General features: G+C 70.9%; 24 protein-coding genes and 1 riboswitch. Of the genes, 17 read left to right on the top strand and 7 right to left on the bottom strand.

The genetic code is table 11. The features are described 5' to 3' along the window. Positions 1-52: 52 nt before the first annotated feature. The 3 genes from ACFE7H_RS12080 to ACFE7H_RS12070 form a co-directional block, all read right to left on the bottom strand. Positions 53-1,180: a BMP family protein gene (locus ACFE7H_RS12080; protein WP_375401484.1), complete on the bottom strand. Its 1,128-nt coding sequence runs from the start codon at positions 1,178-1,180 to the stop codon at positions 53-55. A 117-nt stretch (positions 1,181-1,297) separates the two neighbouring features. Continuing rightward, positions 1,298-1,777 carry a cytidine deaminase gene (locus ACFE7H_RS12075; RefSeq protein ID WP_375401483.1) on the bottom strand — a complete coding sequence of 160 codons (480 nt, stop codon included), beginning with the start codon at positions 1,775-1,777 and terminating at the stop codon, positions 1,298-1,300. Then, the gene (locus tag ACFE7H_RS12070; protein WP_375401482.1) at positions 1,774-2,940 is read right to left on the bottom strand and encodes a mannose-1-phosphate guanylyltransferase; all 1,167 of its coding nucleotides are present in this window, start codon (positions 2,938-2,940) and stop codon (positions 1,774-1,776) included. Before ACFE7H_RS12070 ends, ACFE7H_RS12075 begins: the two co-directional genes overlap by 4 nt. A 107-nt stretch (positions 2,941-3,047) precedes the next feature. Between ACFE7H_RS12070 and sdhC the strand changes: the two genes are divergently transcribed. From sdhC to ACFE7H_RS12040, 6 genes are all read left to right on the top strand, one after another. Next, positions 3,048-3,545: a succinate dehydrogenase, cytochrome b556 subunit gene (gene sdhC, locus ACFE7H_RS12065; protein WP_375401481.1), complete on the top strand. Its 498-nt coding sequence runs from the start codon at positions 3,048-3,050 to the stop codon at positions 3,543-3,545. After that, on the top strand, positions 3,545-3,991 hold the full coding sequence (locus tag ACFE7H_RS12060) for a succinate dehydrogenase hydrophobic membrane anchor subunit (protein ID WP_375401480.1): 447 nt from the start codon (positions 3,545-3,547) through the stop codon (positions 3,989-3,991). The genes sdhC and ACFE7H_RS12060 overlap by 1 nt, the downstream gene beginning before the upstream one ends. Before the next feature lie 286 nt (positions 3,992-4,277). Beyond that, positions 4,278-6,053 (top strand): succinate dehydrogenase flavoprotein subunit, encoded by a 1,776-nt coding sequence (gene sdhA, locus ACFE7H_RS12055; RefSeq protein WP_375401494.1) that lies wholly within the window; start codon positions 4,278-4,280, stop codon positions 6,051-6,053. Between the two features lie 2 nt (positions 6,054-6,055). Continuing rightward, entirely contained in the window at positions 6,056-6,850 is a 795-nt protein-coding gene (locus ACFE7H_RS12050; RefSeq protein ID WP_375401479.1) for a succinate dehydrogenase iron-sulfur subunit, read from the top strand. A 205-nt stretch (positions 6,851-7,055) separates the two neighbouring features. Beyond that, entirely contained in the window at positions 7,056-7,358 is a 303-nt protein-coding gene (locus ACFE7H_RS12045) for a type IV toxin-antitoxin system AbiEi family antitoxin domain-containing protein (RefSeq protein ID WP_375401478.1), read from the top strand. Between the two features lie 7 nt (positions 7,359-7,365). After that, on the top strand, positions 7,366-7,887 hold the full coding sequence (locus ACFE7H_RS12040) for an endonuclease domain-containing protein (protein WP_375401477.1): 522 nt from the start codon (positions 7,366-7,368) through the stop codon (positions 7,885-7,887). 87 nt (positions 7,888-7,974) lie between these two features. Here the strand turns inward: ACFE7H_RS12040 and ACFE7H_RS12035 are convergent, their stop codons facing one another. Both ACFE7H_RS12035 and ptsP read right to left on the bottom strand, forming a co-directional pair. Further along, on the bottom strand, positions 7,975-9,528 hold the full coding sequence (locus ACFE7H_RS12035) for a polysaccharide pyruvyl transferase family protein (RefSeq protein WP_375401476.1): 1,554 nt from the start codon (positions 9,526-9,528) through the stop codon (positions 7,975-7,977). Between the two features lie 161 nt (positions 9,529-9,689). Continuing rightward, on the bottom strand, positions 9,690-11,351 hold the full coding sequence (gene ptsP / locus ACFE7H_RS12030) for a phosphoenolpyruvate--protein phosphotransferase (protein ID WP_375401475.1): 1,662 nt from the start codon (positions 11,349-11,351) through the stop codon (positions 9,690-9,692). 171 nt (positions 11,352-11,522) lie between these two features. Here ptsP and ACFE7H_RS12025 point away from each other — a divergent pair, with 171 nt between their 5' ends. The 9 genes from ACFE7H_RS12025 to ribH all read left to right on the top strand — a co-directional run bounded on the left by ACFE7H_RS12025 (position 11,523) and on the right by ribH (position 20,498). Next, on the top strand, positions 11,523-12,773 hold the full coding sequence (locus ACFE7H_RS12025; protein WP_375401474.1) for a YihY/virulence factor BrkB family protein: 1,251 nt from the start codon (positions 11,523-11,525) through the stop codon (positions 12,771-12,773). Between the two features lie 11 nt (positions 12,774-12,784). Beyond that, positions 12,785-13,621: an exodeoxyribonuclease III gene (locus tag ACFE7H_RS12020; RefSeq protein WP_375401473.1), complete on the top strand. Its 837-nt coding sequence runs from the start codon at positions 12,785-12,787 to the stop codon at positions 13,619-13,621. A 118-nt stretch (positions 13,622-13,739) separates the two neighbouring features. Beyond that, the gene (trpS, locus tag ACFE7H_RS12015) at positions 13,740-14,747 is read left to right on the top strand and encodes a tryptophan--tRNA ligase (protein ID WP_375401472.1); all 1,008 of its coding nucleotides are present in this window, start codon (positions 13,740-13,742) and stop codon (positions 14,745-14,747) included. Further along, positions 14,747-15,547, top strand: a complete 801-nt coding sequence (locus ACFE7H_RS12010) for an HAD family hydrolase (RefSeq protein WP_375401471.1) — start codon at positions 14,747-14,749, stop codon at positions 15,545-15,547. The genes trpS and ACFE7H_RS12010 overlap by 1 nt, the downstream gene beginning before the upstream one ends. Before the next feature lie 4 nt (positions 15,548-15,551). Further along, positions 15,552-16,682, top strand: coding sequence for an NAD(P)/FAD-dependent oxidoreductase (locus ACFE7H_RS12005; RefSeq protein WP_375401470.1), 1,131 nt, complete (start codon positions 15,552-15,554; stop codon positions 16,680-16,682). A 41-nt stretch (positions 16,683-16,723) separates the two neighbouring features. Further along, positions 16,724-16,867, top strand: a riboswitch (FMN riboswitch). 89 nt (positions 16,868-16,956) lie between these two features. Next, on the top strand, positions 16,957-18,039 hold the full coding sequence (gene ribD / locus ACFE7H_RS12000) for a bifunctional diaminohydroxyphosphoribosylaminopyrimidine deaminase/5-amino-6-(5-phosphoribosylamino)uracil reductase RibD (RefSeq protein WP_375401493.1): 1,083 nt from the start codon (positions 16,957-16,959) through the stop codon (positions 18,037-18,039). A 1-nt stretch (position 18,040) separates the two neighbouring features. Continuing rightward, a complete protein-coding gene (locus ACFE7H_RS11995; RefSeq protein WP_375401469.1) occupies positions 18,041-18,745 on the top strand; it encodes a riboflavin synthase in 705 nt (234 codons plus the stop codon). Then, the gene (gene ribA, locus ACFE7H_RS11990) at positions 18,742-20,013 is read left to right on the top strand and encodes a GTP cyclohydrolase II (RefSeq protein WP_375401468.1); all 1,272 of its coding nucleotides are present in this window, start codon (positions 18,742-18,744) and stop codon (positions 20,011-20,013) included. The genes ACFE7H_RS11995 and ribA overlap by 4 nt, the downstream gene beginning before the upstream one ends. Continuing rightward, positions 20,010-20,498: a 6,7-dimethyl-8-ribityllumazine synthase gene (ribH, locus tag ACFE7H_RS11985; RefSeq protein ID WP_375401467.1), complete on the top strand. Its 489-nt coding sequence runs from the start codon at positions 20,010-20,012 to the stop codon at positions 20,496-20,498. Before ribA ends, ribH begins: the two co-directional genes overlap by 4 nt. 39 nt (positions 20,499-20,537) lie before the next feature. Here ribH and ACFE7H_RS11980 read toward each other — a convergent pair whose 3' ends face one another. Next, positions 20,538-20,819 (bottom strand): GlsB/YeaQ/YmgE family stress response membrane protein, encoded by a 282-nt coding sequence (locus tag ACFE7H_RS11980; RefSeq protein WP_375401466.1) that lies wholly within the window; start codon positions 20,817-20,819, stop codon positions 20,538-20,540. Positions 20,820-20,974: 155 nt separating this feature from the next. On the opposite strand from ACFE7H_RS11980, the gene ACFE7H_RS11975 reads away from it, so the two are divergent. Further along, positions 20,975-21,613 (top strand): DNA-binding response regulator, encoded by a 639-nt coding sequence (locus ACFE7H_RS11975; RefSeq protein ID WP_375401465.1) that lies wholly within the window; start codon positions 20,975-20,977, stop codon positions 21,611-21,613. Positions 21,614-21,670: 57 nt separating this feature from the next. Here ACFE7H_RS11975 and ACFE7H_RS11970 read toward each other — a convergent pair whose 3' ends face one another. Further along, positions 21,671-22,636, bottom strand: coding sequence for a sugar-binding transcriptional regulator (locus ACFE7H_RS11970; RefSeq protein WP_375401464.1), 966 nt, complete (start codon positions 22,634-22,636; stop codon positions 21,671-21,673). 332 nt (positions 22,637-22,968) lie between these two features. Between ACFE7H_RS11970 and ACFE7H_RS11965 the strand changes: the two genes are divergently transcribed. Next, positions 22,969-24,315, top strand: coding sequence for an ABC transporter substrate-binding protein (locus ACFE7H_RS11965; protein ID WP_375401463.1), 1,347 nt, complete (start codon positions 22,969-22,971; stop codon positions 24,313-24,315). The last annotated feature ends 25 nt before the right edge of the window (positions 24,316-24,340 follow it).

Below are 24,340 nucleotides of genomic sequence, written 5' to 3'. Positions count from 1 at the left end.
CCAGGAAGAGGGTCGGAGCCGGGCAGCGTGCCCGGCTCCGACCAGGAACGGCCTACTTCAGGGTGGTCGCCGCCGGCGACTCGACCGTGATCGACCCGCCGATGATGCCCGCCTTGATGGTGTCCAGCTCGCCCGAGAGCGTCGAGGGCACCTTCGACTCGTAGTCGTGGAACGGAGCGAGGGCGACGCCGCCGTTCTTCAGGTCACCGATGTAGGTGGAGTTGTCGAACGTCCCGCCCTTCGCCGCGTCCTCGGTCGCCGTCTGCGCCGCGACGTCGACCTTCTTGACGATCGAGGTCAGGATGAGCGACTTCACGCTCGGGTCCGACTCGTACACGTCGGCGTCGACACCCTCGAGGACCGAGGAGGACTTGGCCGCCGTGATGGCCTTGCCGGCGCCCTGGTAGAGCGATCCGGCCACCGGGATGATGACGTTCGCGCCCTGGTCGAGGAACCCGGAGGCGATCTGCTTCGACTTGTTCTGGTCGGTGAATGTGCCGACGAAGGAGCCGTTCTGCGACTTCACGCTCCAGCCGAGGATCTTGACGCTCGCCTTCTTCTGCGAGTTGTAGTACGCGACGCCGTCCGCGATGCCGTCCATGAAGATCGTCACGGTCGGGAACTTCTGGCCACCGTAGGTCGCCACGGCGGGGGTCTTCGAGACGCTCGCCGCGTACGCCGCCGCGGCGTAGCCGCCGAGGAAGCCCGCCTCCGACGTCTTGAAGACGACGTCCTTGACGTTCGGCAGCACTGGCGTCGTGGTGTTGTCGATCATCACGTAGTCGATCTTCGGGTTCGCCTTGGCGGAGGCGACCAGCGGGTCACCGAACTGGAAGCCGGCGGCGACGATCGAGTTGCACTTCTGGGCGACGAGGCTCGAGAAGGCCGGCGCGTAGTCCGTCGAGGTCTGCGACTGGACCTTCTTGGCGGTCGTGCCGAGCTTCGTCGCGGCGGCCGTGACGCCCTCCAGCGACAGCTGGTTGAACGAGTGGTCGTTGAAGCCGCCGACGTCTCCGACCACGCAGGGCAGGAAGGTCGACTTGGCGGCGGTGCTGGCGGTGCTGCCCGCACTGGCCGAGGGGGCGGTCGCGCTCGGCGCCGATCCGCAGCCGGTGAGCAGGGCGATCGACCCGAGCGCCGCTGCGGCCCCGAGCCCGATCCGCTTGGTGAGCGATGTCAAAGAAGGACCTCCGTCAGATGCTGTGAGCCCTCGGGCGGGTGTTGCTCGCGGGCCGTCGGTCAGGGTAACGGCGCCGTGTTTCGGGCAATCGACAGAAGCCGCGGCCGCGCCGCATGGTTACGAAGCCGAGACTGTCGGGCCCGCCGGCGTCGTCCCGGCGTCCCGCCCGGCGGCGAACGCGTCCAGCTGTGTCGGGCCGAAGGAGTCCGGCAGCACCTGGTCGATCGTGCGCACACCCCGCACCGTGTCCAGTTGCATGCCCGGTGCGGCATGCTCCACCAGCAGCTGTCGGCAGCGGCCGCACGGCATCAGCACGGCGCCGGCGCCGTCGACGCACGCGAACGCCGTGAGCCGCCCGCCGCCCGACATCACGAGGGCGGAGACGAGCGAGCACTCCGCACACAGCGTGACGCCGTAGGAGGCGTTCTCCACGTTGCAGCCGGAGACCATCCGCCCGTCGTCCACGAGGGCGGCGGCGCCGACCGGGAACCGCGAGTACGGCACGTAGGCGAGCGCCATCGCCGCCGTGGCCGCCGCCCGCAGCGCGCCCCAGTCGACCTCGCCGGCAGCGGCTCCGGACACCGCGCCTGCGGTCACAGCACGTCGGTGCGGCCGGACAGCTTCAATGCGTCGACCACGCTCTTGACCCGCTGCGCGTGCGCGCTGGTGGTGACGAGCAGGGCATCGGCGGTGTCGACGACCACGATGTCCTCCACCCCGATCAGAGTGATCAGGCGGGCGCTGTCGGAGACGACGATGCCGCTGGAGGAGTCGGCCAGCACGCGGGCGTGCGCGCCGAGGATCGCCAGGTCGCTGCCGCGACCGCCGGACTGCAGCTTGGCGATGGACGCGAAGTCGCCCACGTCGTCCCAGGGGAAGTCGCCCTGCACGACCGCCAGGCGCCCCGCCTTGGCCGCCGGCTCCGCGACCGAGTAATCGATCGCGACCTTCTTCAGCGACGGCCAGACCCGGTCGACGACCGCACCGCGATCATCGGTGTCCCACGCCTCGGCCAGGCGCTGCAGGCCGGCGACGAGCTCGGGCTCGGTCTTGGCCATCTCGGCCAGCAGCACATCCGCGCGGGCGATGAACATGCTCGCGTTCCAGAAGTAGTCGTCGGAGTCCAGGTAGCCGCGCGCGGTCTCCAGGTCGGGTTTCTCCACGAAGCGCTCAACCAGCAGGGCCGACGGTGCACCGGGCACGGCGAGCGGCGTGCCGCGCTTGATGTAGCCGAAGCCGATCGACGGCTCCGTCGGCAGGATGCCCACTGTGGCGATGTATCCGGCGTCCGCGACGGCGATCGCCTCGACGATCGCGCGACGGAACCGGCGGATGTCGCCGATCACGTGGTCGGCGGCGAACGAACCGATGATCACGCCGGGCTCGCGCCGCTCCAGGATCGCCGCGGCGAGCCCGATCGCCGCGGAGGAGTCCTTGGGCTCGCTCTCCAGCACCACGTTGTGGTCCTGCAGCAGCGGCAGCTGCTCCTCGACCGCGGCGCGGTGCGCGCGGCCGGTGACGACCATCACCCGCTGGTCGCCGGAGATGGGTGCCAGGCGGTCCCACGTCTCCTTCAACAGTGTCTGGCCCGACCCGGTCAGGTCGTGCAGGAACTTGGGGGCGTCCGCCCTGGACAGCGGCCACAGCCGCGAGCCGATGCCGCCGGCCGGGATGACGCTGTAGAAGCGGTCGACGGCGGCCGGCTCGGTTCCGCGCCCGCCCCAGACGGGGCTGCGCTGATCGGAGGTCGGTTCGGCCATGCTCCGAACCTTATCTGCGGGTTCGCGTCCGGCGCCGGAGGTGCAGATATGCGGAGGTACCATCGGAGCGCAATTCGTCCCATTCGTTCTCGAGGAAGGCGCCGGTCATGGTGTCCCTGCGTCCGGCACCGTCCGGCAGAAACTCCTCGCCCGCGGGCTCGTCGTCGGCGACCGCTGCGCCCAAGCTCGCGCCGACCGCGACGCTCGGCAAGCTCTCGCTGCCCAAGGCTCCCGCCGGCACCGTCTACCGCGGGCACGAGGGCATGTGGTCGTGGGTGCTGCATCGCATCACCGGCGTCGGCATCTTCTTCTTCCTGCTGGTGCACATCATGGACACCGCGCTCATCCGGCTGTCGCCCCAGGCGTACAACGCCGTGATCGCCTCCTACAAGAACCCGATCATGGGGCTCGGCGAGCTGGCCCTGGTCGGCGCGATCGGCTTCCACGCCCTGAACGGGCTGCGCATCATCGCCATCGACTTCTGGCGGGTGGGCACCAAATACCACCGGGCACTGTTCTACGCGGTGATCGTGGTCTGGGTCGTGCTGATGGCGGGCTTCGCCCCACGCCAGATCATGAACATCATCCTGGAGTTCCCGCGCTGATGGCCATCACGATCGAGAGCCCGCGGGCCAAGGTGCAGCACCCCCGTCGCCGCTTCAACATCGAGAAGTGGGGCTGGATCTACATGCGTGCCTCGGGCGTGGTGCTCGTGGTGCTGATCTTCGGCCACCTGTTCGTCAACCTGTACGCCGGCGAGGGCGTGCGCCAGATCGACTTCGCCTTCATCGCCGGCAAGTACGCCTCGCCGTTCTGGCAGGTCTGGGACGTGCTGTTGCTGTGGCTGGCGCTCATCCATGGCTCCAACGGCATGCGCACCGTCACCAACGACTACGTGGTCGCTGCGGGCGCCAACCGCATTGTGAAGGTCGGGCTGGTCGCCGCGACCGTGGTGCTGCTCGTCCTCGGCACCCTGGTGATCTTCACCTTCGACCCGTGCCCGGCCAATGCAACCGCGGGCACGCTGCCCAGCTTCTGCCCCGCCGCGTGAGCACGGTCCGGCAGGCCCACATCCACGACAGCTCCTCCCTCCGCCGGGTGCTCCCGGCCGTCTCGCGCACGGCGCCGCTCGCGCCGCAGTCCACAGCTGCAGCCCTGGAGGCATGCCCGTGAGTGAATCCGATCCCAAGCCCCGCCGCACCTTCGGCGACCTCGCCCGCAACCTGGCCGGCCACGACCGCACCACCGAGCCCGGAGGTCCCGAGCGCGACCCGGCGAATCCGGCGTCCTGGGCAGAGCAGGGCGACGACCCGAACGGCGACACCGTCGTCGACGGTGTGCACTTCCACCGCCACGAGGTCGTCATCGTCGGTGCAGGCGGGGCGGGCATGCGCGCCGCGATCGAGGCGGGGCCGAAGGCGCGCACCGCCGTCATCACCAAGCTCTACCCCACCCGCTCCCACACCGGCGCGGCGCAGGGCGGCATGGCCGCGGCGCTCGCGAACGTGGAGGAGGACAGCTGGGAGTGGCACACCTTCGACACCGTGAAGGGCGGCGACTACCTGGTCGACCAGGACGCGGCCGAGATCCTGGCCAAGGAGGCCATCGACGCGGTCATCGACCTGGAGAACATGGGCCTGCCCTTCAACCGCACCCCGGAGGGCAAGATCGACCAGCGCCGCTTCGGCGGGCACACAGCCGACCACGGCAAGAGCCCCGTGCGCCGCGCCTGCTACGCCGCGGACCGCACCGGCCACATGATCCTGCAGACCCTCTATCAGAACTGCGTCAAGTTCGGCATCGAGTTCTACAACGAGTTCTACGCGCTCGACCTCGTGATGACCGAGGTCGTCGAGAACGGCCGCACCGTCAAGCGCCCCTCCGGGATCGTGGCCTACGAGCTGGCCACCGGCGAGCTGCACGTGTTCCAGGGCAAGTCGATCGTGTTCGCGACCGGCGGCTTCGGCAAGGTCTACAAGACCACCTCCAACGCCCACACCCTCACCGGTGACGGCGTGGGCATAGTGTGGCGCAAGGGCCTGCCGCTCGAGGACATGGAGTTCTTCCAGTTCCACCCGACCGGGCTCGCCAAGCTCGGCATCCTGCTGACCGAGGGCGCCCGCGGCGAGGGCGCGATCCTACGCAACAACACCGGCGAGCGCTTCATGGAGCGCTACGCCCCCACCATCAAGGACCTGGCTCCCCGCGACATCGTCTCCCGCTGCATGGTGCAGGAGGTGGCGGAGGGACGGGGCGCCGGGCCGCTGAAGGACTACGTGCTGCTCGACTGCACGCACCTGGGCGCCGAGGTGCTGGAGACCAAGCTGCCGGACATCACCGAGTTCGCCCGCACCTATCTGGGCGTCGATCCGGTGGTCGAGCCGGTGCCGGTCATGCCGACCGCGCACTACGCGATGGGCGGTATCCCGACCAACGTGAAGGCCGAGGTGCTCTCGGACAACGACACGGTCGTACCCGGGCTCTACGCGGCCGGCGAGTGCGCGTGCGTCTCGGTGCACGGCTCCAACCGGCTCGGCACCAACTCTCTGCTCGACATCAACGTGTTCGGCAAGCGGGCAGGCAACAACGCCGTCGAGTACGCCGCCACGGCCGAGTTCGTGCCGCTGCCGCCGAACCCCGCCGCGTTCGTGCGCGACCTGGTCGACACGCTGCGCAGTGCGACCGGACCGGAGCGGGTGTCGGTGCTGCGCAAGGAGCTGCAGGACAACATGGACGCCTCCGCCCAGGTGTTCCGCACCGACGCGTCGCTGGAGAAGGTGACCGGCATCATCCACGGGCTGCGCCAGCGGTTTACGAACATCGGCATCCAGGACCGCGGCCGGCGCTTCAACACCGACCTGCTGGAGGCGATCGAGCTGGGCTTCCTGCTCGACCTGGCCGAGGTGGTCGTCTACTCCGCCCGCAACCGCAAGGAGAGCCGCGGCGGGCACATGCGCGACGACTACCCCACCCGCGACGACGTGAACTACATGAAGCACACGATGGCGTACCTGACCGGCGACCCGCACTCCGCGGACGCGGCCGACCACATCAAGCTGGACTGGAAGCCCGTGGTGATCACGCGGTACCAGCCGATGGAGAGGAAGTACTAGCGATGACGCTCACCATGCCCCGGGGCGTGACCGACACCGACCTCAACCCGGCGGTCAAGCGTCGCCCGGCCAGCGGGTTCACCACGATCACGCTGATCATCCGGCGATTCGATCCCGAGACGGACTCGGAGCCGTACTGGCGCGACTACGACGTGGACACGCTGCCGACGGACCGCATCCTGGACGCGCTGCACAAGATCAAGTGGGAGCAGGACGGGTCGCTCACCTTCCGCCGCTCGTGCGCGCACGGGGTGTGCGGATCGGATGCGATGCGCATCAACGGGCGCAACCGGCTGGCGTGCAAGACGCTGGTGAAGGACCTCGATGTCTCCAAGCCCATCTACGTGGAGGCCATCAAGGGCCTGCCGCTGGAGAAGGACCTGATCGTCGACATGGAGCCGTTCTTCGAGTCGTTCCGGCAGGTGCAGCCGTTCCTGCAGGCCGGGCCGGCGCCGGAGCGCGAGCGGCTGCAGTCCGCCGAGGACCGCGCCCGCTTCGACGACACCACCAAATGCATTCTCTGCGCGGCATGCACCACGTCGTGCCCGGTGTTCTGGACCGACGGCCAGTACTTCGGCCCGGCGGCGATCGTGAACGCCCACCGCTTCATCTTCGACTCGCGCGACGAGGCCGCCGAGGTGCGCCTCGACATCCTGAACGACCGCGAGGGCGTGTGGCGCTGCCGCACCACCTTCAACTGCACGGAGGCGTGCCCGCGCGGCATCCAGATCACCAAGGCGATCAGCGAGGTGAAGGCGGCGACCTTCCGCGGCGCGGGCAAGGTCAAGATCGGCTGACCCGCCCCTCCGCGCTCAAGAATTCAGGAAATTCCAGGGGCGGAGCCGGAATCCAGCAGATACGTCCTTCGATCCGGCGGATCTCCTGAATTCTTGAGGATTCAGGAGGGTGAATCCTGTCCTCCACAGGCGGACTCCCCGAGCAGTCGTCCCTTCGGAGTGCACGCGTCCGTGGTCGGGCCGAGTTGTGCGCGATGGTCGACACATGCCCGGACCGTTCTTCACCACCCGCGACCTGCTCCGTGCCGGCGAGACGCATGCAGATCTGACGCACTCGGTGCGGAGTGGCCTGCTCCTGCGACCGCGTCAAGGCCATTACGCCATGCCCGACGCTCCGTCCGAGTTGATTCGTGCGGTCAAACTGGGCGGGCTGGCGACTGCGACGACCGCCGCTCAGCACTGCGGCGTCTTCGTTGCACCGGACAACCGGCTGCATGTCTCGGTACGTCGGAATACGGCCAGCTGCGAGATCCGGACGATCCCTCGATCGCCTTTCGCGACGGGATGACGTGTGCGTGCACTGGTCTGCTCGCGACCAGCCACGGCTGCGGCAGGGCCTGCCCGTGGTCCCTGCAATCCGCATGTTGCAGGACGCGTTGTACTGTCTGCAGCCCGAGTTCGCCATCGCCATGATCGACTCCGCGCTGCATGAGCGGGCGATCCGGTCCGCCGATCTGCCCGTGCTGCGCGCTCGGCTGCCGGCGCACCTGGCGCTACTTGTGTCCCACGCAAACGGTCGTTGCGAGTCCGGGGTGGAGTCGGTCGCCCGCTATCTGTTGCAGCGTGCCGGTCTGCGCGTGGAGACGCAGGTCGTCATCCCCGGCGTGGGGCGGGTCGACCTGCTTGTGGAGGGGCGGCTGATCGTCGAACTGGACGGCCGCGCGTGGCACGACGACGAGGCGGCCTTCAGCCGTGACCGACGTCGCAGCGCGGCCGCGACGATCGCCCGTTACCGGACCGAGCGGTTCGACTACCGGCAGGTCTTCTTCGAGTGGCCGACGGTCGAGGCCGCCGTGTTCGCGGCCCTGGCGGCCTGAAGAATTCAGGGGATCGCGAGGAATGAAGGACTGTACGGGCCGAGTGCGCGGCCGGAACTCGAAAAGTCCTGAATTCTTCGGCGGCGGTCAGGTGGTGGCCGGACCCTCCACCGGGGCCTGTGTGGGGCCGCCGCGTGTCGGCCGACGCGGGCGGAGGGGGGCCAGCACGCCGGCAGCCAGGCGGCGAGCGCGGCGAACCAGCACTTCGGATCGGGTGGGCGGCGGAGGCGGCGGCGGCGTCACGACAACCGGCTTCGGCTTGGGCGGCGCCTTGCGCGGTCGGCCCGCGCCGCCGTCGAAGGGCACCTTGTATGCGCCGGCCGCGGTGCGCTGTGCATCGCGGGTGTGGCTCTGCCGCAGCCAGATCAGCCGGGCTGCCATGTCGCGGCGGAACTGCGGCTCCGGGGCCATCAGCGTGTGCACCGCCGGCGGGAACACCCTGGTCGAAAGCTCCGCCTCCCACGCCTCCGCCGCACCCTCGTGACGGAAGATATGGTCGATGTCGTTCTTCTCCAGGAACGACAGGTAGTTGGCGAACCCGTGCGCACGCTCCGCGTTGAACGCGGTGAAGTCGGCGTCGGCGGCCAGCTCGGCCACGTCGATTTCGGTCAGTTCCTGCGTGAGCGGCCGGTGCGGCATGCGGTGGAAGTCGGCCAGCTCGGTCGTGCGCGAGTCGTGGGTGATCATCACCGCGGGCGTGCCGACCACGAGGGCCGCGATCGTGCCGTGCAACCGCGTGCCGAAGGCGAAGTCCTGGGTGCGCATGAAGTCGAACCACGTGGTCGCGTCCACGAAGTTGCGGATCCGATCCTCCTGATACAGGGGGTGGTCCCAGTGCAGCGGCAGCCGGATGTCGTCCACGCCCTTGCGGCGTGTCAAGCGCTGCGCGCGCCAGTACGGCACCGGCTCGCCGTAGAGGGCGAGCGCCAACTCGGGCGACTCCTGGGCCACATACGTCAGGCGCGGGTACTTCTCCACGTGGTGGCCGATGATCGGGGAGATCAACTCCAGGTCGGGTGTGACGCTCATCGCGATCCGGCTGCCGGGGTCGATCGCCGGAGCGGGCCGCACCGCCGGCGGCGCCTGCTCCCGGAACAGCGACGGGCAGCCGATCACGTCGACGTGCTCGTCGCCGAAGCCCAGGTACTTGAGAAAGTCCTTCGTCGCCTCGCCGCGCACGCCGATGGACGCGGAGTGGTCGAGCACGGCCGCGACGAACGCCCGGGCGATCTCGTGGAAGTCCGGCGGCATGATGTCGCGGTCCTCGCCGAACTTCCACTGCGCCCCGATGCCGACGATCGTGACGGGGATGTCGAGCTTGTTGATGACGTCCGTCATCGTCACCATCTGCTGCGAGAACTTCTCCTTGAACGCGTTCGCCATCGGCAGCACGAGCGCGTCGAACTCGTCGTTGACCTTCTCGGCGTAGAACTCGTCGGCGATCGGCCGCTCGGTGATCATCGAATTCGGCACGACCTCCACGTCGGGCGCGCTGACCGCCTTGGTCACGGAGTCCATGAAGAGCACGTTGCCGACGTTGCCGGCGAAGGTGGCGACGCGCTCGCGGGCGAGCGTCGCCTCGGGGCTGAGCACGGTGAACGGGTGCTTCCCGGAGCGGATGAGAATGCGACGTGTGGGCATGGATTCGTTCCAGAAAGACGCGCGGAGACTTCTCGTCGTCCGCCCGAGGGGTCGGCAGGGCCGCTGACAGCAGCATCGTGCCGCAGACCGCGTCGGCCGCCCGGGCGACACCCCGCCGTCGCGCAGACCGTGCAGAAACGGGTGCCGGGCCAGGTCGGCGATCAGTCGCGCGCGACCGCTCGCGCTGCTGCGGCGCTGCCGGCGGCGAGCGCCCGCCGCGCGCGCCCGCGAGCCTCGTCCAGCGTGACCGCCGCGAGCGATGCCCGCACGTCGGCGAGTGCGACCGGAGTCATCGAAAGGCTCGGGACGCCCAGCCCGACCAGCACGACCGCGAAGTCGGGGTCGGCGGCGGCTTCTCCGCACACGCCGACGGGCTTGCCGGCGGCCGCTCCCGCCCGCGCGACTCCGGCGATGAGCCTCAGCACGGCCGGGTGCCACGGGTCCTGCAGGTGGCCCACCGCACCGAGGGTGCGATCCGCCGCCAGCGTGTACTGGGTCAGGTCGTTCGTGCCGATGGAGACGAAGTCCACGGGCGCGATCACCTGCTCCGCCAGCAGCGCCGCGGAGGGCACCTCGACCATCACGCCGACGCGACGCACGCCGGCCCGGCGAGCCAGCGCCGCGAACCAGTCGGCCTCCTCGGCTTCGGTCACCATCGGCGCGATCACCCACAGGTCGGCGGAGGCGGATGCCGCGGCCGCGCGGGCGAGGGCGGTCAGCTGGTCCCGCAGCACGGGCTCGTGACGGCGCAGCAGCCGGATGCCCCGCAGTCCCAGGGCCGGATTGCGCTCGGGCCGCCGCGGCAGATACGAGACGGGCTTGTCGCCCCCCGCGTCCAGCACCCGCACCACCACACTCCGGCCGGGAAAGGTGTCGAGCAGCGCCGTGTACCGGGCGGTCTGCTCGTCGACGGAGGGAGCCTCGTCGCGATCGGGGAACAGGTACTCGCTGCGCACGAGTCCCACCCCCTCCGCGCCGAGTGCGGCGGCCCGCGCGGCGTCCTGCGGATCGCCCACGATCGCAAGCAGGGGCACGCGGACGCCGTCGGCGGTCGCTCCTGGAGCGAACGGGCCGGCAGCAGACCGGCCAGGAGCGACCGGGTGCGAAGTGTGGGAGCGGGGATCCGCGTCCACGCTGCCGTGCTCGGCGTCTGCCAGCACGATCTGGCCGTCGGTCAGCCTCATCGCCTCCGGCACTCCGAAGATCGCCGGGATGGACCGCGCGCGAGCCAGTATCGCCGCGTGCGAGGTCGGGCCGCCATCCCGCGTGATGATCGCGAGCACCGAAGCGGGATCCAGGGCCGCGGCGTCGGCCGCCGAGAGATCGTCGGCGACCAGCACGTAGGGCGCCTGCGACACCGGGAGCGCCGGGTCGGGCATTCCGGTCATGGTGCGCACGACCCGACGGGCGACATCCGCCAGGTCCACGGCGCGCTCGGCCATCCGGCCGCCCTGCGCACGCAGCGCCTGCTGGAACGCGCCGAACGCGTCCAGCACCGCCTGCTGACCGGAGCTGCCCGCCGCGATCCGCGCAGCGACATCGTCGAGCAGCGAGGGATCGGCAGCCATCCGCGATTCTGCGCGCAGCAGATCGCACGCCGCACCGGTCTGCTCGTCCGCCCGCTGCGCCAGCTGGGCTGCGGTCGCCTGCAGCGCGGCGCGCGTGCGAGCCAGCTCCGCCGTCGGATCGGACGCCGGAGTATGGGCCGCGGGAGCATCGCCGGCGATCGCCTCGCCGGCGGAGTCCGTCGGAACGGACGGAGCCAGTCGGCGCACCGGACCGAGCGCGGTGCCGCTGCCCACGCCGAAGCCGCTCAGCCGCATCCGCGCTCCTCCCGCCGGATGGCACTGTAGCCAGCCGGGTGTCGACACGATAGATCCCGGCGGACGACCATCGGCGGCCGCCGCGGCTGGGCAACCGACGGGGCCGGAGGAGACCCTCCTGACCAGGGGTTCGACCGGCTGCGGAGTGTGCCCCTCAGGTAAGCTGGCGCGATGGCGCGAGCGGACCAGGGGGTGCGCGACGAGCGGGTGACGGGCGAGGCGTCCGGGGCGCGGGCGACGCCCACGGACCCGGCGACGGGCATCGCGGGCCTGATCCAGCGGGTGCTGGCGTGGAAGCCGGTGCGCGTCTTCATGCACTACAGCAGCGACAACGGGCCGCTGCTCGCCTCCGGCATGAGCTATCAAGCGTTCTTCGCGCTGTTCGCCGCGCTGTTCGGGGCCTTCTCGGTCGCGGGGTTCGTGATCAAGGGCAACGCGCAGTTGCAGGCGGCGCTCACCACCCAGCTGAACGCGCTGATCCCCAACCTGATCGGGCCGACCGGGGTGATCAAGAACCTCGACTCGGCGCTCGACTCCACGGCGCTCGGCGTCACCGGCCTGATCTCGCTGGTCGGCGTGCTGCTGACCGCGGTCGGGTTCCTCGGCACCCTGCGGACGGCGATCCGCATCATGTTCGCGCTGCCGGGACCGACGACCAATCCGGTCGTCCTGAAGCTGAAGGACCTGGGGCTGGCGATCGCGCTCGGCGCCCTGGTGCTGCTGAGCGCGGCGGTCAGCGTGGTGACGACGACCGCGATCACCCTCGTGTTCGACGTGCTGGGCCTGACCGGCAACCGCCCACTCACCTCCTTCGCCGGCACTGCGATCGGCTTCGTCGTCACGGCGGGGATCTTCACGGTGATCCTGGTGGCGGCCTTTCGCATCCTCTCCGGCATCCCCGTCCCCCGCGGTCGGCTGTGGGCGGGAGCGGTGATCGGCGGGGTCGGGCTCGCGATCCTGCAGACCCTCAGCGGGGTACTGCTGCAGGGGGCCGGCCGCAATCCGCTCATCAGCAGCTTCGGCGTGGTGATCGGCCTGTTCCTCTACTTCAACTTCATCTGCCAGGTCGTGCTGCTGGCCTCGTCGTGGATCGCCGTCGGCATGCAGGACGCGGGGATCGACGCGCGATCGCTGACGCCGGAGCAGCGCCAGGTGGAGCAGGCGGAGCAGTTGGAGGATGCCCGGCGACTGGTCGCCGACGCCAACCGGACCGCGCTCGAGCAGCGCATCCGCGACGCCCGGGGCCTGGCGCGGTGGCGGCAGAGCCGCGAGCTGCAGCGCATGGTGCGGGACGAGGCGAGGCGCCGATCGGCCGTCCCCACCACTCAGGCGTTCAGCGCCGCCCAGTCGGCGACCGAGGATCCGGACCCCGACGCCGACCAGGTCGCGCAGGCCCGATCGGCTCCGGAAACCGCTCGGTAGGCTGGTCGACCGTGTCGGGAACCACGGTGCGGCTGGCCTCGGTGAACGTCAACGGAGTGCGGGCGGCGTTCCGCAAGGGCATGGCCGGCTGGCTCGACGGCCGCGGCGTGGACATCCTGGCGCTGCAGGAGGTGCGGGCCGAGACGAGCGACCTGACCGGCCTGCTGGGTCCGCAGTGGAACGTGCTGCACGACGCCGCGACCGCCAAGGGCCGCGCGGGCGTGGCGATCGCGTCGCGGGGAGCCGCCCAGATCCATCGCGTCGCGATCGGCGACACGGACTTCGACACCGCGGGACGGTGGCTGGAGGCCGACTACGCCGTCGGCGACGCGCTGCTCACGGTCGTCTCCGCGTACGTGCACTCGGGCGAGGCGGGCACGCCCAAGCAGGACGAGAAGTTCCGCTTCCTGGACGCGATGCAGGCGCGGCTGCCGCAGTTGACCGACCACAATCCGCTCGCGGTCGTGGTCGGCGACCTGAACGTGGCGCACCGCCGCCTGGACATCCGCAACTGGCGCGGCAACCAGAAGGCGAGCGGCTTCCTGCCGGAGGAGCGCGCGTACTGGGACCGTTTCGTGGGCGCGGAGGACGACGAGCGCTACAACGCGGGCGCCGGCCTCGGCTGGGTCGACGTGGGCCGGCGCAGCGCCGGCGAGGTGGACGGCCCCTACACCTGGTGGTCGTGGCGGGGCTCGGCGTTCGACAACGACACCGGCTGGCGCATCGACTACCAGCTGGCCTCCCCCGCGCTCGCCGAGCACGTCGCGGCGTACCGGGTGGATCGCGCCCGGTCGCGGGACGGGCGATGGTCGGACCACACCCCGGTGGTCGTCGACTACACGTTCTGACCCGGCCGCGCTCAACCTGTCGCGGCACCCTGTCCATCCCGCCCACTCTTTCTCCGCCCGCCCGCCCGCCCGCCCGCCCGCCCACTCTGTTCACCCACCCGAGATCCGGGAGCACCCCATGGCAGCCAAGCCCCGCACGTTCTCGGGCATACAGCCGAGCGCCGACTCCATGCAGATCGGCAACTACATCGGCGCGATCCTGCAGTGGAAGGCGCTGCAGGACACCTCCGACGCGATCTTCTGCGTCGTCGACCAGCACGCGATCACGGTGCCGCAGGACCCAGCGACCCTGCGCGACCAGACGCGATCCCTGGTCGCGCAGTACATCGCGGCCGGCATCGACCCGGACCGCTCCACGCTGTTCGTGCAGTCGCACGTGCCGGCGCACGCCCAGCTGGCCTGGGTGCTGAACACGATCGCCGGGTTCGGCGAGGCGAGCCGGATGACGCAGTTCAAGGACAAGGCGGCGCGGCAGGGCACCGACGCAGCATCGGTGGGCCTGTTCGCCTACCCGATGCTGATGGCCGCCGACATCCTGCTGTACGACACCGACGTGGTGCCGGTCGGCGACGACCAGCGGCAGCACGTGGAGCTGACCCGCGACCTGGCCGGCCGGTTCAACACGCGGTTCGGTGACACCTTCGTCGTGCCGACGGCGCAGATCCAGCAGCAGACCGCCCGTATCTACGACCTGCAGACCCCGACGGCCAAGATGAGCAAGTCCGCCGCCTCCGACGCCGGGGTCGTCTGGATGCTCGACGACCCCGCCGTCACCGCGAAGAAGATCCGCTCCGCCGTGACGGACACGGGGCGGGAGGTGGTCTACGACCGGGAGTCGAAGCCCGGGATCAGCAATCTGCTCGCGATCCTGTCCGCCTTCCGGGGCGTGGGAGTGCCCGAGCTCGAAGCGCAGTACGCGGGTCGCGGCTACGGCGACTTCAAGCGCGACGTGGCGGACGCGGTCGTGGAGACCTTCGCGCCGATCCGCGCCCGCACCCTGGAGCTGCTCGACGACCTGGGCGAACTGGACCGCATCCTGGCCGCCGCCGCCGACCGCGCCGCGGCGATCGCCGAGCCGAAGCTGGCGGAGGTCTACGACCGCGTCGGCTTCCTGCGGCGCCCGTGATGAGCGCGTCCAGGATCCTCGCTCCGCGCGTCGTGCTGTTCGACCTCGACGACACGCTCTTCGCTCACCGGGCGGCGGTGGACGGAGCGATCGAGCAGACCCGGGTGCGGCTGGGCCTGACCGGCGACGCGGGTGAGGCGGCGGAGGCGGCGCGCTGGACGCAGCTGGAGGAGCTCCATTACCACCGCTATCTGGCCGGGGAGCTGGACTACGTCGGGCAGCGCCGAGCACGGGTGCACGACTTCCTCGAGCCCTACGGCATCCGGCTGACCGACGCCGAGGCGGAGGCGTGGTTCGAGGACTACCTGGCCGGCTACCGCGCCCGCTTCGTGCTGCACGACGGCGCGCTGCCCTGCCTCGACGCGCTGGAGCAGCGACTGCCGGGGGTGCGGTTCGGCATCGTCACGAACGGCGACGAGGCGTTCCAGACGGCCAAGCTGGCCGCCCTCGGCATCACCGACCGCATCGAGCACCTGGTCAGCTCAGGTGCGTTCGGCGTCGTCAAGCCCGATCCGCGCATCTTCCGGTACGCGTGCGACCGGTTCGGCGTGCGAGCGCAGGACGCGGTGATGGTGGGCGACCGGTTGGGCACCGACGCCCTCGGCGCCGCGCGGGCCGGGCTCGGCGGCGTGTGGCTGAACCGCATCGGGGTCGTGCCGACAGACGCCGAGCGCACCGAGGCGGAGGAGTTCGGGGTGCGCACCGCGACGACGCTGACCGAGGTGGCGAGCCTGCTGACTCAGGATGTGCTGACCCAGCAGGCGCTCGCCGCACGACCCGAGCCCGCGAGCGGACGGTAGACCCATGGGTGCGCGCAGAACGGCCGACATCGCGATCATCGGCGGCGGTATCGCCGGCATGTCGCTGGCCGCCGCCATCGGCGATCGGGCCTGCGTCATGGTGCTGGAGGCGGAGGAGCGGCTGTTCCATCACACCTCCAGCCGGTCGGCGCAGCAGATGCAGCCGACCTACGGCCCCGAGCCGGTGCGCCGGCTGACCGCCGCCTCCATCCCGATCGTCGCCGGCATCGCCGAGCGGCTGGGCACGGCGATCTTCACGCCGCGGCCGCTGCTGTGGCTGCACTACGGCGACGACGCGGCCCCGTTCGCGCAGCTGCTCGCGACCGTGCCCGGGCTGCGGCGGATCGGCGCCGACCAGGCGATCGACCGCCTGCCCGCGCTGTGTCGCGACCTGCTGCGGGACGCCGGCATCGACGACGCCGCCGTGGAGGTGGACGTGCCGATACTGCTGGCCGCCTACCGGGACACCGCCGTGCGCGCGGGCGCCGAGGTGCTGACCGGCGGACAGGTCACGGCGATCGCTCGGCTCGACCGGACGTGGCGGCTCACGACCGGTGCCGGTGAGACGGTCGAGGCGCGGACGGTGGTGAACGCCGCCGGCGCCTGGGCCGAGCAGGTCGGCGCCCTGGCCGGGGCCGCGCCGCTCGGCCTGATCCCCCGGCGGCGGACGGTCGCGGTCGCGCGCGCCACCGGGCGGACGGTCGATCCCGGCTGGCCGATGGCCGCGGACGCCGCCGACACCTTCTACTTCCGCCCGCGGGGCGACTCGGTGCTGGCGTCGGTGCTGGAGGACGTACGGAGCGAGCCGGAGGACGCGCAGCCGCAGGAGGAGACGGTGCGCACGATCCTGCAGCGGGTGAACGCCGTCACCGACCTGGCGCTGGCGGACCCGCACACGACCTGGACCGGGCTGCGCACCGTCACCGCGGACCACCTGCCGATCGTGGGAACCGACCCGCTGCTGCCGGGCTTCTACTGGCTGGCGGGGCAGGGCGGGTACGGCATCCAGACCTCCGCCGCACTCGCCGCAGCGGTCGCCGCGGAGCTGATCGGCCGCCCGCACGACCTGCCCGACTCAGCCGCCCTGCTGCAGCCGCTGCGGCCGGAGCGCCTCTCCCTCGTCGCCAGGGAATAGATGGGCACGCGGCCGGTTCTGCTATAAGAAGTCAGTACATATTTCGTGCTCCGGGGTCGGTGTAATTCCGAACCGGCGGTCATAGTCCGCGAACCCGTGCGCTCCGTCATCCCGATGGTGCGCGAGGGCCGAACCGGTGGAACTCCGGTACCGACAGTCACAGTCTGGATGGGAGAAGCACGAGGGTTGCGGCGCGCGCGGTGCGCGTTCTCGAGCCCAGGTGACCGAATCAGGTCGACCCCGGAAGACGCGAGCAGCGAACCGAGGCGACGTGATCAGCACCGAAACGGCTCCGAGCCGGCCGGGCACCCTGCCCGAGCTCGACGAGCGCGCCATGGCCCGCGCGCTGCAGCTCGCCGCGCGCGGGCCCGCCGGCGGAGTGAATCCGCGCGTCGGATGCGTGCTGCTGGACGCCGACGGCCGGGTGCTCGCCGAGGGGTGGCACCGCGGTGCGGGCACCGACCACGCCGAGGTCGACGCCCTGGGTCACCTGGCGCCGGGCGCCGCTCGCGGAGCGACCGCGGTCGTCACCTTGGAGCCGTGCGACCACACCGGCCGCACGGGACCGTGCTCGGTCGCGCTGATCGACGCGGGCGTCGCGCGCGTCGTGATCGGTGAGGCGGATCCCAATCCGCTCGCCGCCGGTGGCGCCGCCCGGCTTCGGGCCGCCGGCATCCAGGTCGACCAGGGACCGCTGGCCGCCGAGGCCGCACGGCTGAATCGTCGATGGGCGGCGTCGCTGCGGCTCGGCCGGCCGTTCGTCACCGCCAAGTGGGCCGCCAGCCTGGACGGCCGGGTCGCGGCGGCCGACGGCACCAGCCGCTGGATCACCGGTACGGAGGCACGCCTCGACGTGCACCGCCGGCGCGCCGAGCATGGCGCGATCGTCGTCGGCACCGGTACGGCGCTGGCCGACGATCCGGCCCTCACCGCCCGCGACGCGGAGGGCGCCCTGCTGCCGCACCAACCCCGCCCCGTCGTCGTCGGCCGGCGCGAGCCACCGGCCGACGCCGCCGTCCGCCGCCATCCGCTGCCCCTGCTGCGCGAGACGGCGCACGATCCCGCCGCTCTGCTCGACCGACTGCAGCAGGCCGAGGTGCGGAGCGTCTTCCTGGAGGGAGGCCCCACCCTGCTCAGCGCGTTCGCCGCCGCCGGGCTGGTGGACGAGTACCTGATCTACCTGGCCCCCACCCTGCTCGGCGGCGACCGCCTGGCCACCGGCGACCTCGGCGTCGCCACGATCGACGAGCAGCGGCTGCTGACGATCGACGACATCACACGCCTCGGCGACGACCTGCTCGTCGTCGCAGCGCCCCGCACTCACGCACAGAAGCACCACGCAGAGAAAGACGGCTGACATGTTCACGGGAATCATCGAGGAGCGCGGCGAAGTGCTGCGCTGGGACGAGACCGGCGACGGCGGCGCGCGCCTGACCGTCCACGCTCCGCTCGCCGCATCGGACGCGGCGCACGGCGACTCCATCGCGGTGTCGGGCGTCTGCCTGACGGTCGTCGACCGCGGAGCCGACTGGTTCACCGCCGACGTGATGGGCCAGACCCTGGCCGTCAGCGCGATCGCCGACCTGCTGCCGGGCAGCGCGGTCAACCTGGAACGCGCCGCGCAGGTGGGCGACCGTCTGGGCGGGCACATCGTGCAGGGCCACGTCGACGGCACCGCCGAACTGCTGCAGGTCACCGACCTGGCCTCGTGGCGGGTGCTGCGCTTCTCGCTGCCCGACGACCTGGCGGCGCTCGTGGTCGACAAGGGCTCGATAGGAGTCGCGGGTGTCTCGCTGACGGTATCGGCGGTCGGCCGGGAGGGCGCCTCCCACTGGTTCGAGGTCAGCCTGATCCCCGAGACGCTGTCCGTGACGACGCTCGGCCGCTTGAGCATCGGCGACCGCATCAACCTGGAGACCGACATCGTCGCGCGGCACGTGCAGCGGATGCTGCAGCTGGGCGTTCCCGCTGGAGTTCCTGCATCCGTGCCCGACGCCGTGCCCGAGTCCGCCGCCGGTACCGCCGCCCGCGCCGCCACTCCGACCCCGGCGGTATCCCGATGACGCTCGCGAGCATTCCGACCGTGCTCGCGGCCCTGCGCGCCGGCCGCCCGGTGATCGTCGCCGACGACGAGGGACGTGAGAACGAGGGCGACGCCATCGTCGCGGCGCAGTTGGCGACCCCGGAGTCGATCGCGTGGGTCGTACAGCACACCTCGGGACTGATCTGCGCACCAATGACGAACGCGGTCGCGGACCGGCTGGAGCTGCAGCAGATGGTGCGCCACAACGAGGATCCTCGGGGCACCGCCTACACGGTCACCGTCGACGCCGCCGACCGCCTCTCCACCGGCATCAGCGCCGCCGACCGGGCGCACACCCTGAACGTGCTGGCCGATCCGCAGTCGACGCCCGCAAGCGTCGCCAGGCCCGGCCATGTGCTGCCGCTCCGCGCGGTGCAGGGCGGCGTGCGACAGCGCGGCGGACACACCGAGGCGGCCGTCGACCTGATGCTGCTCGCCGGTCTGACCCCGGTCGCGGGCATCGCCGAGATCACCGCGGCCGACGGCACGATGGCGCGCCTGCCCGAGTTGCAATCGCTCGGCGTCGAGTACGACATCCCCGTCACGACCGTCGCCGCGCTCGTCGCGTTCCTGGACGCGGAGCCGGCGCTCTGCGAGCGGGCGGGCATCACCGCACCCGCCGCCCCGCCCCGCATCTCCTTCCAGATCGAGACGCTGGTGCCGACGAGCCACGGTCCGTTCCGGGTGCGCGCCTACCGCGACGCGCTGACCGGGGACGAGCACGTCGCGGTCGTGGCCGGCGACGGGCCGCTGCTGCCGGGCGCGCTCGTCCGCGTGCACTCCGAGTGCCTGACCGGCGAGGCGTTCGGCTCGCTGAAGTGCGAGTGCGGCGCCCAGCTGGATGCGGCGCTCGACGCCGTGCAGGCCGAGGGCGGCGCGGTGATCTACCTGCGTGGGCACGAGGGACGCGGGATCGGGCTGATCAACAAGCTGCGTGCCTACCGCCTGCAGGAGGACGGCCTGGACACCGTGGACGCGAACCTGGCGCTCGGCCTGCCCGCGGACGCCCGCGAGTACGTGGCCGCGGCGGCCATCCTGCGCGACCTGGGCGCGGGCAGCATCCGGCTGCTGACCAACAACCCCGACAAGGTGGCCCAGCTGCGGGCGAACGGCATCGAGGTGGCGGAGCGCGTGCCGTTGATAGCCGGGGTCGGTCCGCTGAACGCGGGCTACCTGGGGGTCAAGCGCGACCGGATGGCCCACCGGTTGGACGAGGATCTGCTCGCCGCCGAAGGGACCGCACGATGAGCGTCGACGGACGCCCGGACGCCGAGGCCGTCGACGCCCGCGGACTGACGGTCGCCGTCGTGCACGGCACGTGGCACCCGACGATCGCGGCGGGCCTGCTCGCCGGGGCGCGGCGCACGCTGCGGGAAGCCGGGGCGACCGTGCGCGAGTATGCGGTCCCGGGCAGCTTCGAGTTACCCGTGGTGGCGCACGCGGCGCTCGAGGCGGGCGCGGACGCGGCGGTGGCCCTGGGGGTCATCATCCGCGGCGGTACCCCGCACTTCGACTTCGTGGCCGACGCCGCCACCCGGGGGCTGACCGAGGTCGCGCTGCGCACCGGCAAGCCGGTGGGCTTCGGCGTGCTCACCCTGGACGACGAGCAGCAGGGCCTCGACCGCGCCGGACTGCCGGGGTCCAAGGAGGACAAGGGTGCCGAGGCCGCCGCGGCGGCGATCGTCACCGCCCTGCGCCTGCGCGAGATCCGCGCGGAGCACCCCGCACCCTGACCCGCCGGCCCCTGGCCCGCGGGCCGAGGCCAGGAGCGGTCAGCGCACCGCGCGGCGCTTGGTGACCTGGGTCCAGACCAGCAGCACGATGATGGCGCCGATGATCGACCCGACGATGCCGGCCGGCTGCAGGAAGCCGTCGGGGGCGTCGGTGCGGAAGATCAGGAAGCCGAGGAAGCCGCCGACGAACGACCCGACGATGCCGAGCACGATCGTGAGGCCGATCGACATCGACTGCTTGCCCGGGATCACCAGGCGGGCGATGGCGCCCGCGATCAGGCCGACGATGATCACGGTGATGATGGTGCCGATGAAGCCCACGGTGGGTCTCCCTATCCGGGAGCCGCTGCTCCCACTCGATGACTGCGCCCGGTCGAGCGCGCGGCTACTCGACCACCCCCAGGGAGGGCGCGGCACACCCCCAGGGGTGGTAGCTTCGTCACATTAGCGCACGCACCGAGGCTGGCCCCGTCACCGTGGCGCTCGTCGACGACTACGACGTGGTGCTGGTCGGGCTGGCCCACATGTTCGACGCCTACCGCGACCGCGTCGTGGTGTCCGAGATCGACTCCAACGAAGCGCTTGCAGACCGGATCGACATCGTGCTCTACGACTCGTTCGCGCAACCGGAGTCGGACAGCCGCGAGATCGAGGCCCTGATCGGCAACCCGCGCGCCCGGCGGGTGGTGGTCTACACCTGGAACTTCCAGCCCGACCTGGTGGAGCGCGCCCGGGAGCTGGGCGTGCACGGCTACCTCTCCAAGACGCTGTCAGCCCGCGACCTGGTCGCCGCGCTGGAGGCGGTGCACGGCGGGGAGACCGTGATCAGTACGCCGCCGAGGCGCGCGAGCAGTGCGCTCGGCCTCGACTGGCCCGGCCGCAGCGAGGGGATCACGGACCGCGAGTCGGAGATCCTGGCGCTGATCACCCAGGGCAAGTCCAACGCCGAGGTCGCCGCCCTGACCTACCTGAGCCCCAACACGATCAAGTCGTACATCCGCTCGATCTATCGCAAGATCCAGGTGGACAGCCGCACGCGAGCGGTGCTGTGGGGTGTGCAGCACGGCTTCACCCCCGACCACCACCGCATCGACCACTGGCTCGGCGGCCCTTGACCGCCCTCGGCGCCGTGCTGACTCGATGACCCCTGCCGATCGCCACGGCCTGAAGGATCAGCCGCCGGTGCTCGCGGCCAGTACGGCGTCGGCGAGCGCGTCCTCCAGCACCAGCGAGTCGAACACGCCGGTGCGGACTGCGGCCAGCACCGCGGAGACGCGTTCGACGCCGTAGGCGTACCCGGTGACATGCGGCGTGCGGCGCAGCTGGCCGATCGACACGCCGATCACCCGGCCGTCGAGCGGCGTGGAGAGGACCGCGCCGTCCGCGGCGATGAAGTTGCCGGAGATCTCCGCGACCGCCCCGGCCGCGGTACAGGCCGCGCGATCGTCGTCCGACACCTCCGTCCACACCGTGGAACCGGTCTCCACCCAGCCGCCGATTGACACCACGGCCGTCTCCAGCGAGTCGGCCCGCGACAGCGTCTCGGCCACCACGGGCTGCCGGCGGATGTCGTCGGCCGTCGCGCGCCGGTCGACGATGAACGGCGCGTAGAGCGGATAGGTGGTCACGCCGCCCCGGCCGCCGAGCTGCAACAGCATGCGGGTGAACGCACCGCTGCCCTGCAGGTAGGAGGCGCCGGTCAGCTGCACCAGGTTGCACGGCGGCAGGGCGGGCAGAAAGCGGGCCGCCGTGTCCAGAGTGCGCGACCACGAGACACCGATGACGGGGTTGCTGCGGATGGTCTGCACGAGCTGCCGCAGCACCACCGCCCCCAGACGCTCCACCGCACTCAGGCCGTCCCCGTCGACCGGTTGCACGATGCGCACCGAGGAGAGTCCGAGCGTGGCGGCCAGTTCCACCTCCCGCCCGGAGCGGGGCAGGCGCGGGTCACGCACCTCGATGCGCACCACGCCGGTGCGCCGCGCCTCATCGAGCATCCGAGCGACCTGGAAGCGGCTGAGGCCGAGCTGCGCGGCGATCTCCACCTTGGAGGCGTTGTCGAGGTAGTACCGCTTGGCGACCTCCGCCAGGCGCACCTGCTGCGGCAACAGATCCTCGTCGCCGATCGAGTCGGTCATGTCGCTCCGCCCGTCATCACAGTCCCTCTGCCATCGCGGTCCGTTCGTCGCGCGGCCCGTCCGTCATCGCGGTCCGCCCCTCGGGGCCGTTCGTCCGTCGGGCCGCGCATCGGAACGACGTGCCCATTCGAGCATGCTTGCTCTTGTGTGCGGGGACGTCTACTGTCAGCCCCAGAACACGCTCACCAGAGCGAACGGCTGCAACGACGCGACCGATTCGGGACCCCTCCCGGGCTGGACCGCCCCGCTGCATGCAGGACGCTCACACGCACCCAGCAATCACGAGGCGCACACAGCGCTCTGAGGAGGATCCTTTGGTATCACGCAAGCGGATGGCGAGATTCGCCACCGCCACATCGATCGGCGTCGTCAGCGCCCTCGCTCTCAGCGCCTGTGGCGGCGCCGGCAGCCCGGCGCCCGGCGGCAGCGGCGCCACGAAGACCGTCAACGTCCTGATGGTCAACAACCCGCAGATGGTCGATCTGCAGAAGTTGGGCCCGGAGTTCACTAAGGAGACCGGCATCAAGGTCAACTTCACGGTGCAGCCCGAGAACGACGTCCGAGCCAAGATCAGCACGTCGTTCTCCGGCCAGGACGGCCAGTACGACGTGGCGACCATCTCGAACTACGAGGTACCGGCCTACGCGAAGAACGGCTGGCTCAGCGATCTCACCTCGGTGGCCGACAACGCGTCGTTCGACCAGAGCGACATCCTGAAGCCGTTCACCACGGCACTCACCTATGACGGCAAGCTGTACGCCGAGCCGTTCTACGGCGAGTCGTCGTTCCTCATGTACCGCAAGGACGTCTTCGCCAAGAAGAACCTGACCATGCCTTCCAACCCCACGTGGGCGCAGGTCGCCGACCTCGCCGCCAAGGTGGACGGCGCAGAACCCGGCATGAAGGGCATCTGTCTTCGCGGCCTGCCGGGCTGGGGTCAGGTGTTCGCGCCGCTCACCACGGTCGTGAACACCTTCGGCGGCACCTGGTTCAACAAGGACTGGAGTGCGCAGGTCGACGCGGCACCGTTCAAGGCGGCCACCAACTTCTACGTGAACCTGGTCAGGGCGCACGGCGAGGCAGGTGCTCCGCAGGCGGGCTTCACCGAATGCCTGAACAACATGACCCAGGGCAAGGTGGCGATGTGGTACGACGCCACCTCGGCCGCGGGCACGCTCGAGTCGTCGGACTCTCCGGTGGCGGGCAAGCTCGGCTACGTAGCCGCGCCGGTGAACAAGACCAAGAGCTCCGGTTGGCTGTACACCTGGGCGTTCGCGGTCGAGAAGGCCGGCAAGAACCAGGACGCGGCGAAGCAGTTCATCGCGTGGGCATCCAGCAAGAAGTACGAGGAGCTCGTCGGCAAGCAGCTCGGTTGGTCGCGGGTCCCCGCGGGCAAGCGCGCGTCCACCTACACGAACCCCGATTACGTGAAGTCCGCATCGGCCTTCGCCAAGCCGACGCTCGACGCCATCCAGACGGTCGACCCGGCCAACCCCGGCGTCCAGCCGAGGCCGGCGCCCGGCGTGCAGTTCGTGGCGGTACCCGAGTTCGCCGACATGGCGACGAAGGTCTCGCAGGACATCAGCAGCGCCATCGCCGGGAAGGAGACGGTCGATCAGGCCCTCGCCAAGGGCCAGGTGACCGCGACGAACGACATCAGCAAGAAGTACCAGAAGTAGGACATTCCCTGGTGGGCACGCTCTG

The sequence above is a fragment of the uncultured Amnibacterium sp. genome (assembly GCF_964250715.1).
GTDB lineage: Bacteria > Actinomycetota > Actinomycetes > Actinomycetales > Microbacteriaceae > Amnibacterium.
Note: the sequence above shows the minus strand (reverse complement) of the source record. Positions and strands in the feature narration are given on the sequence as shown.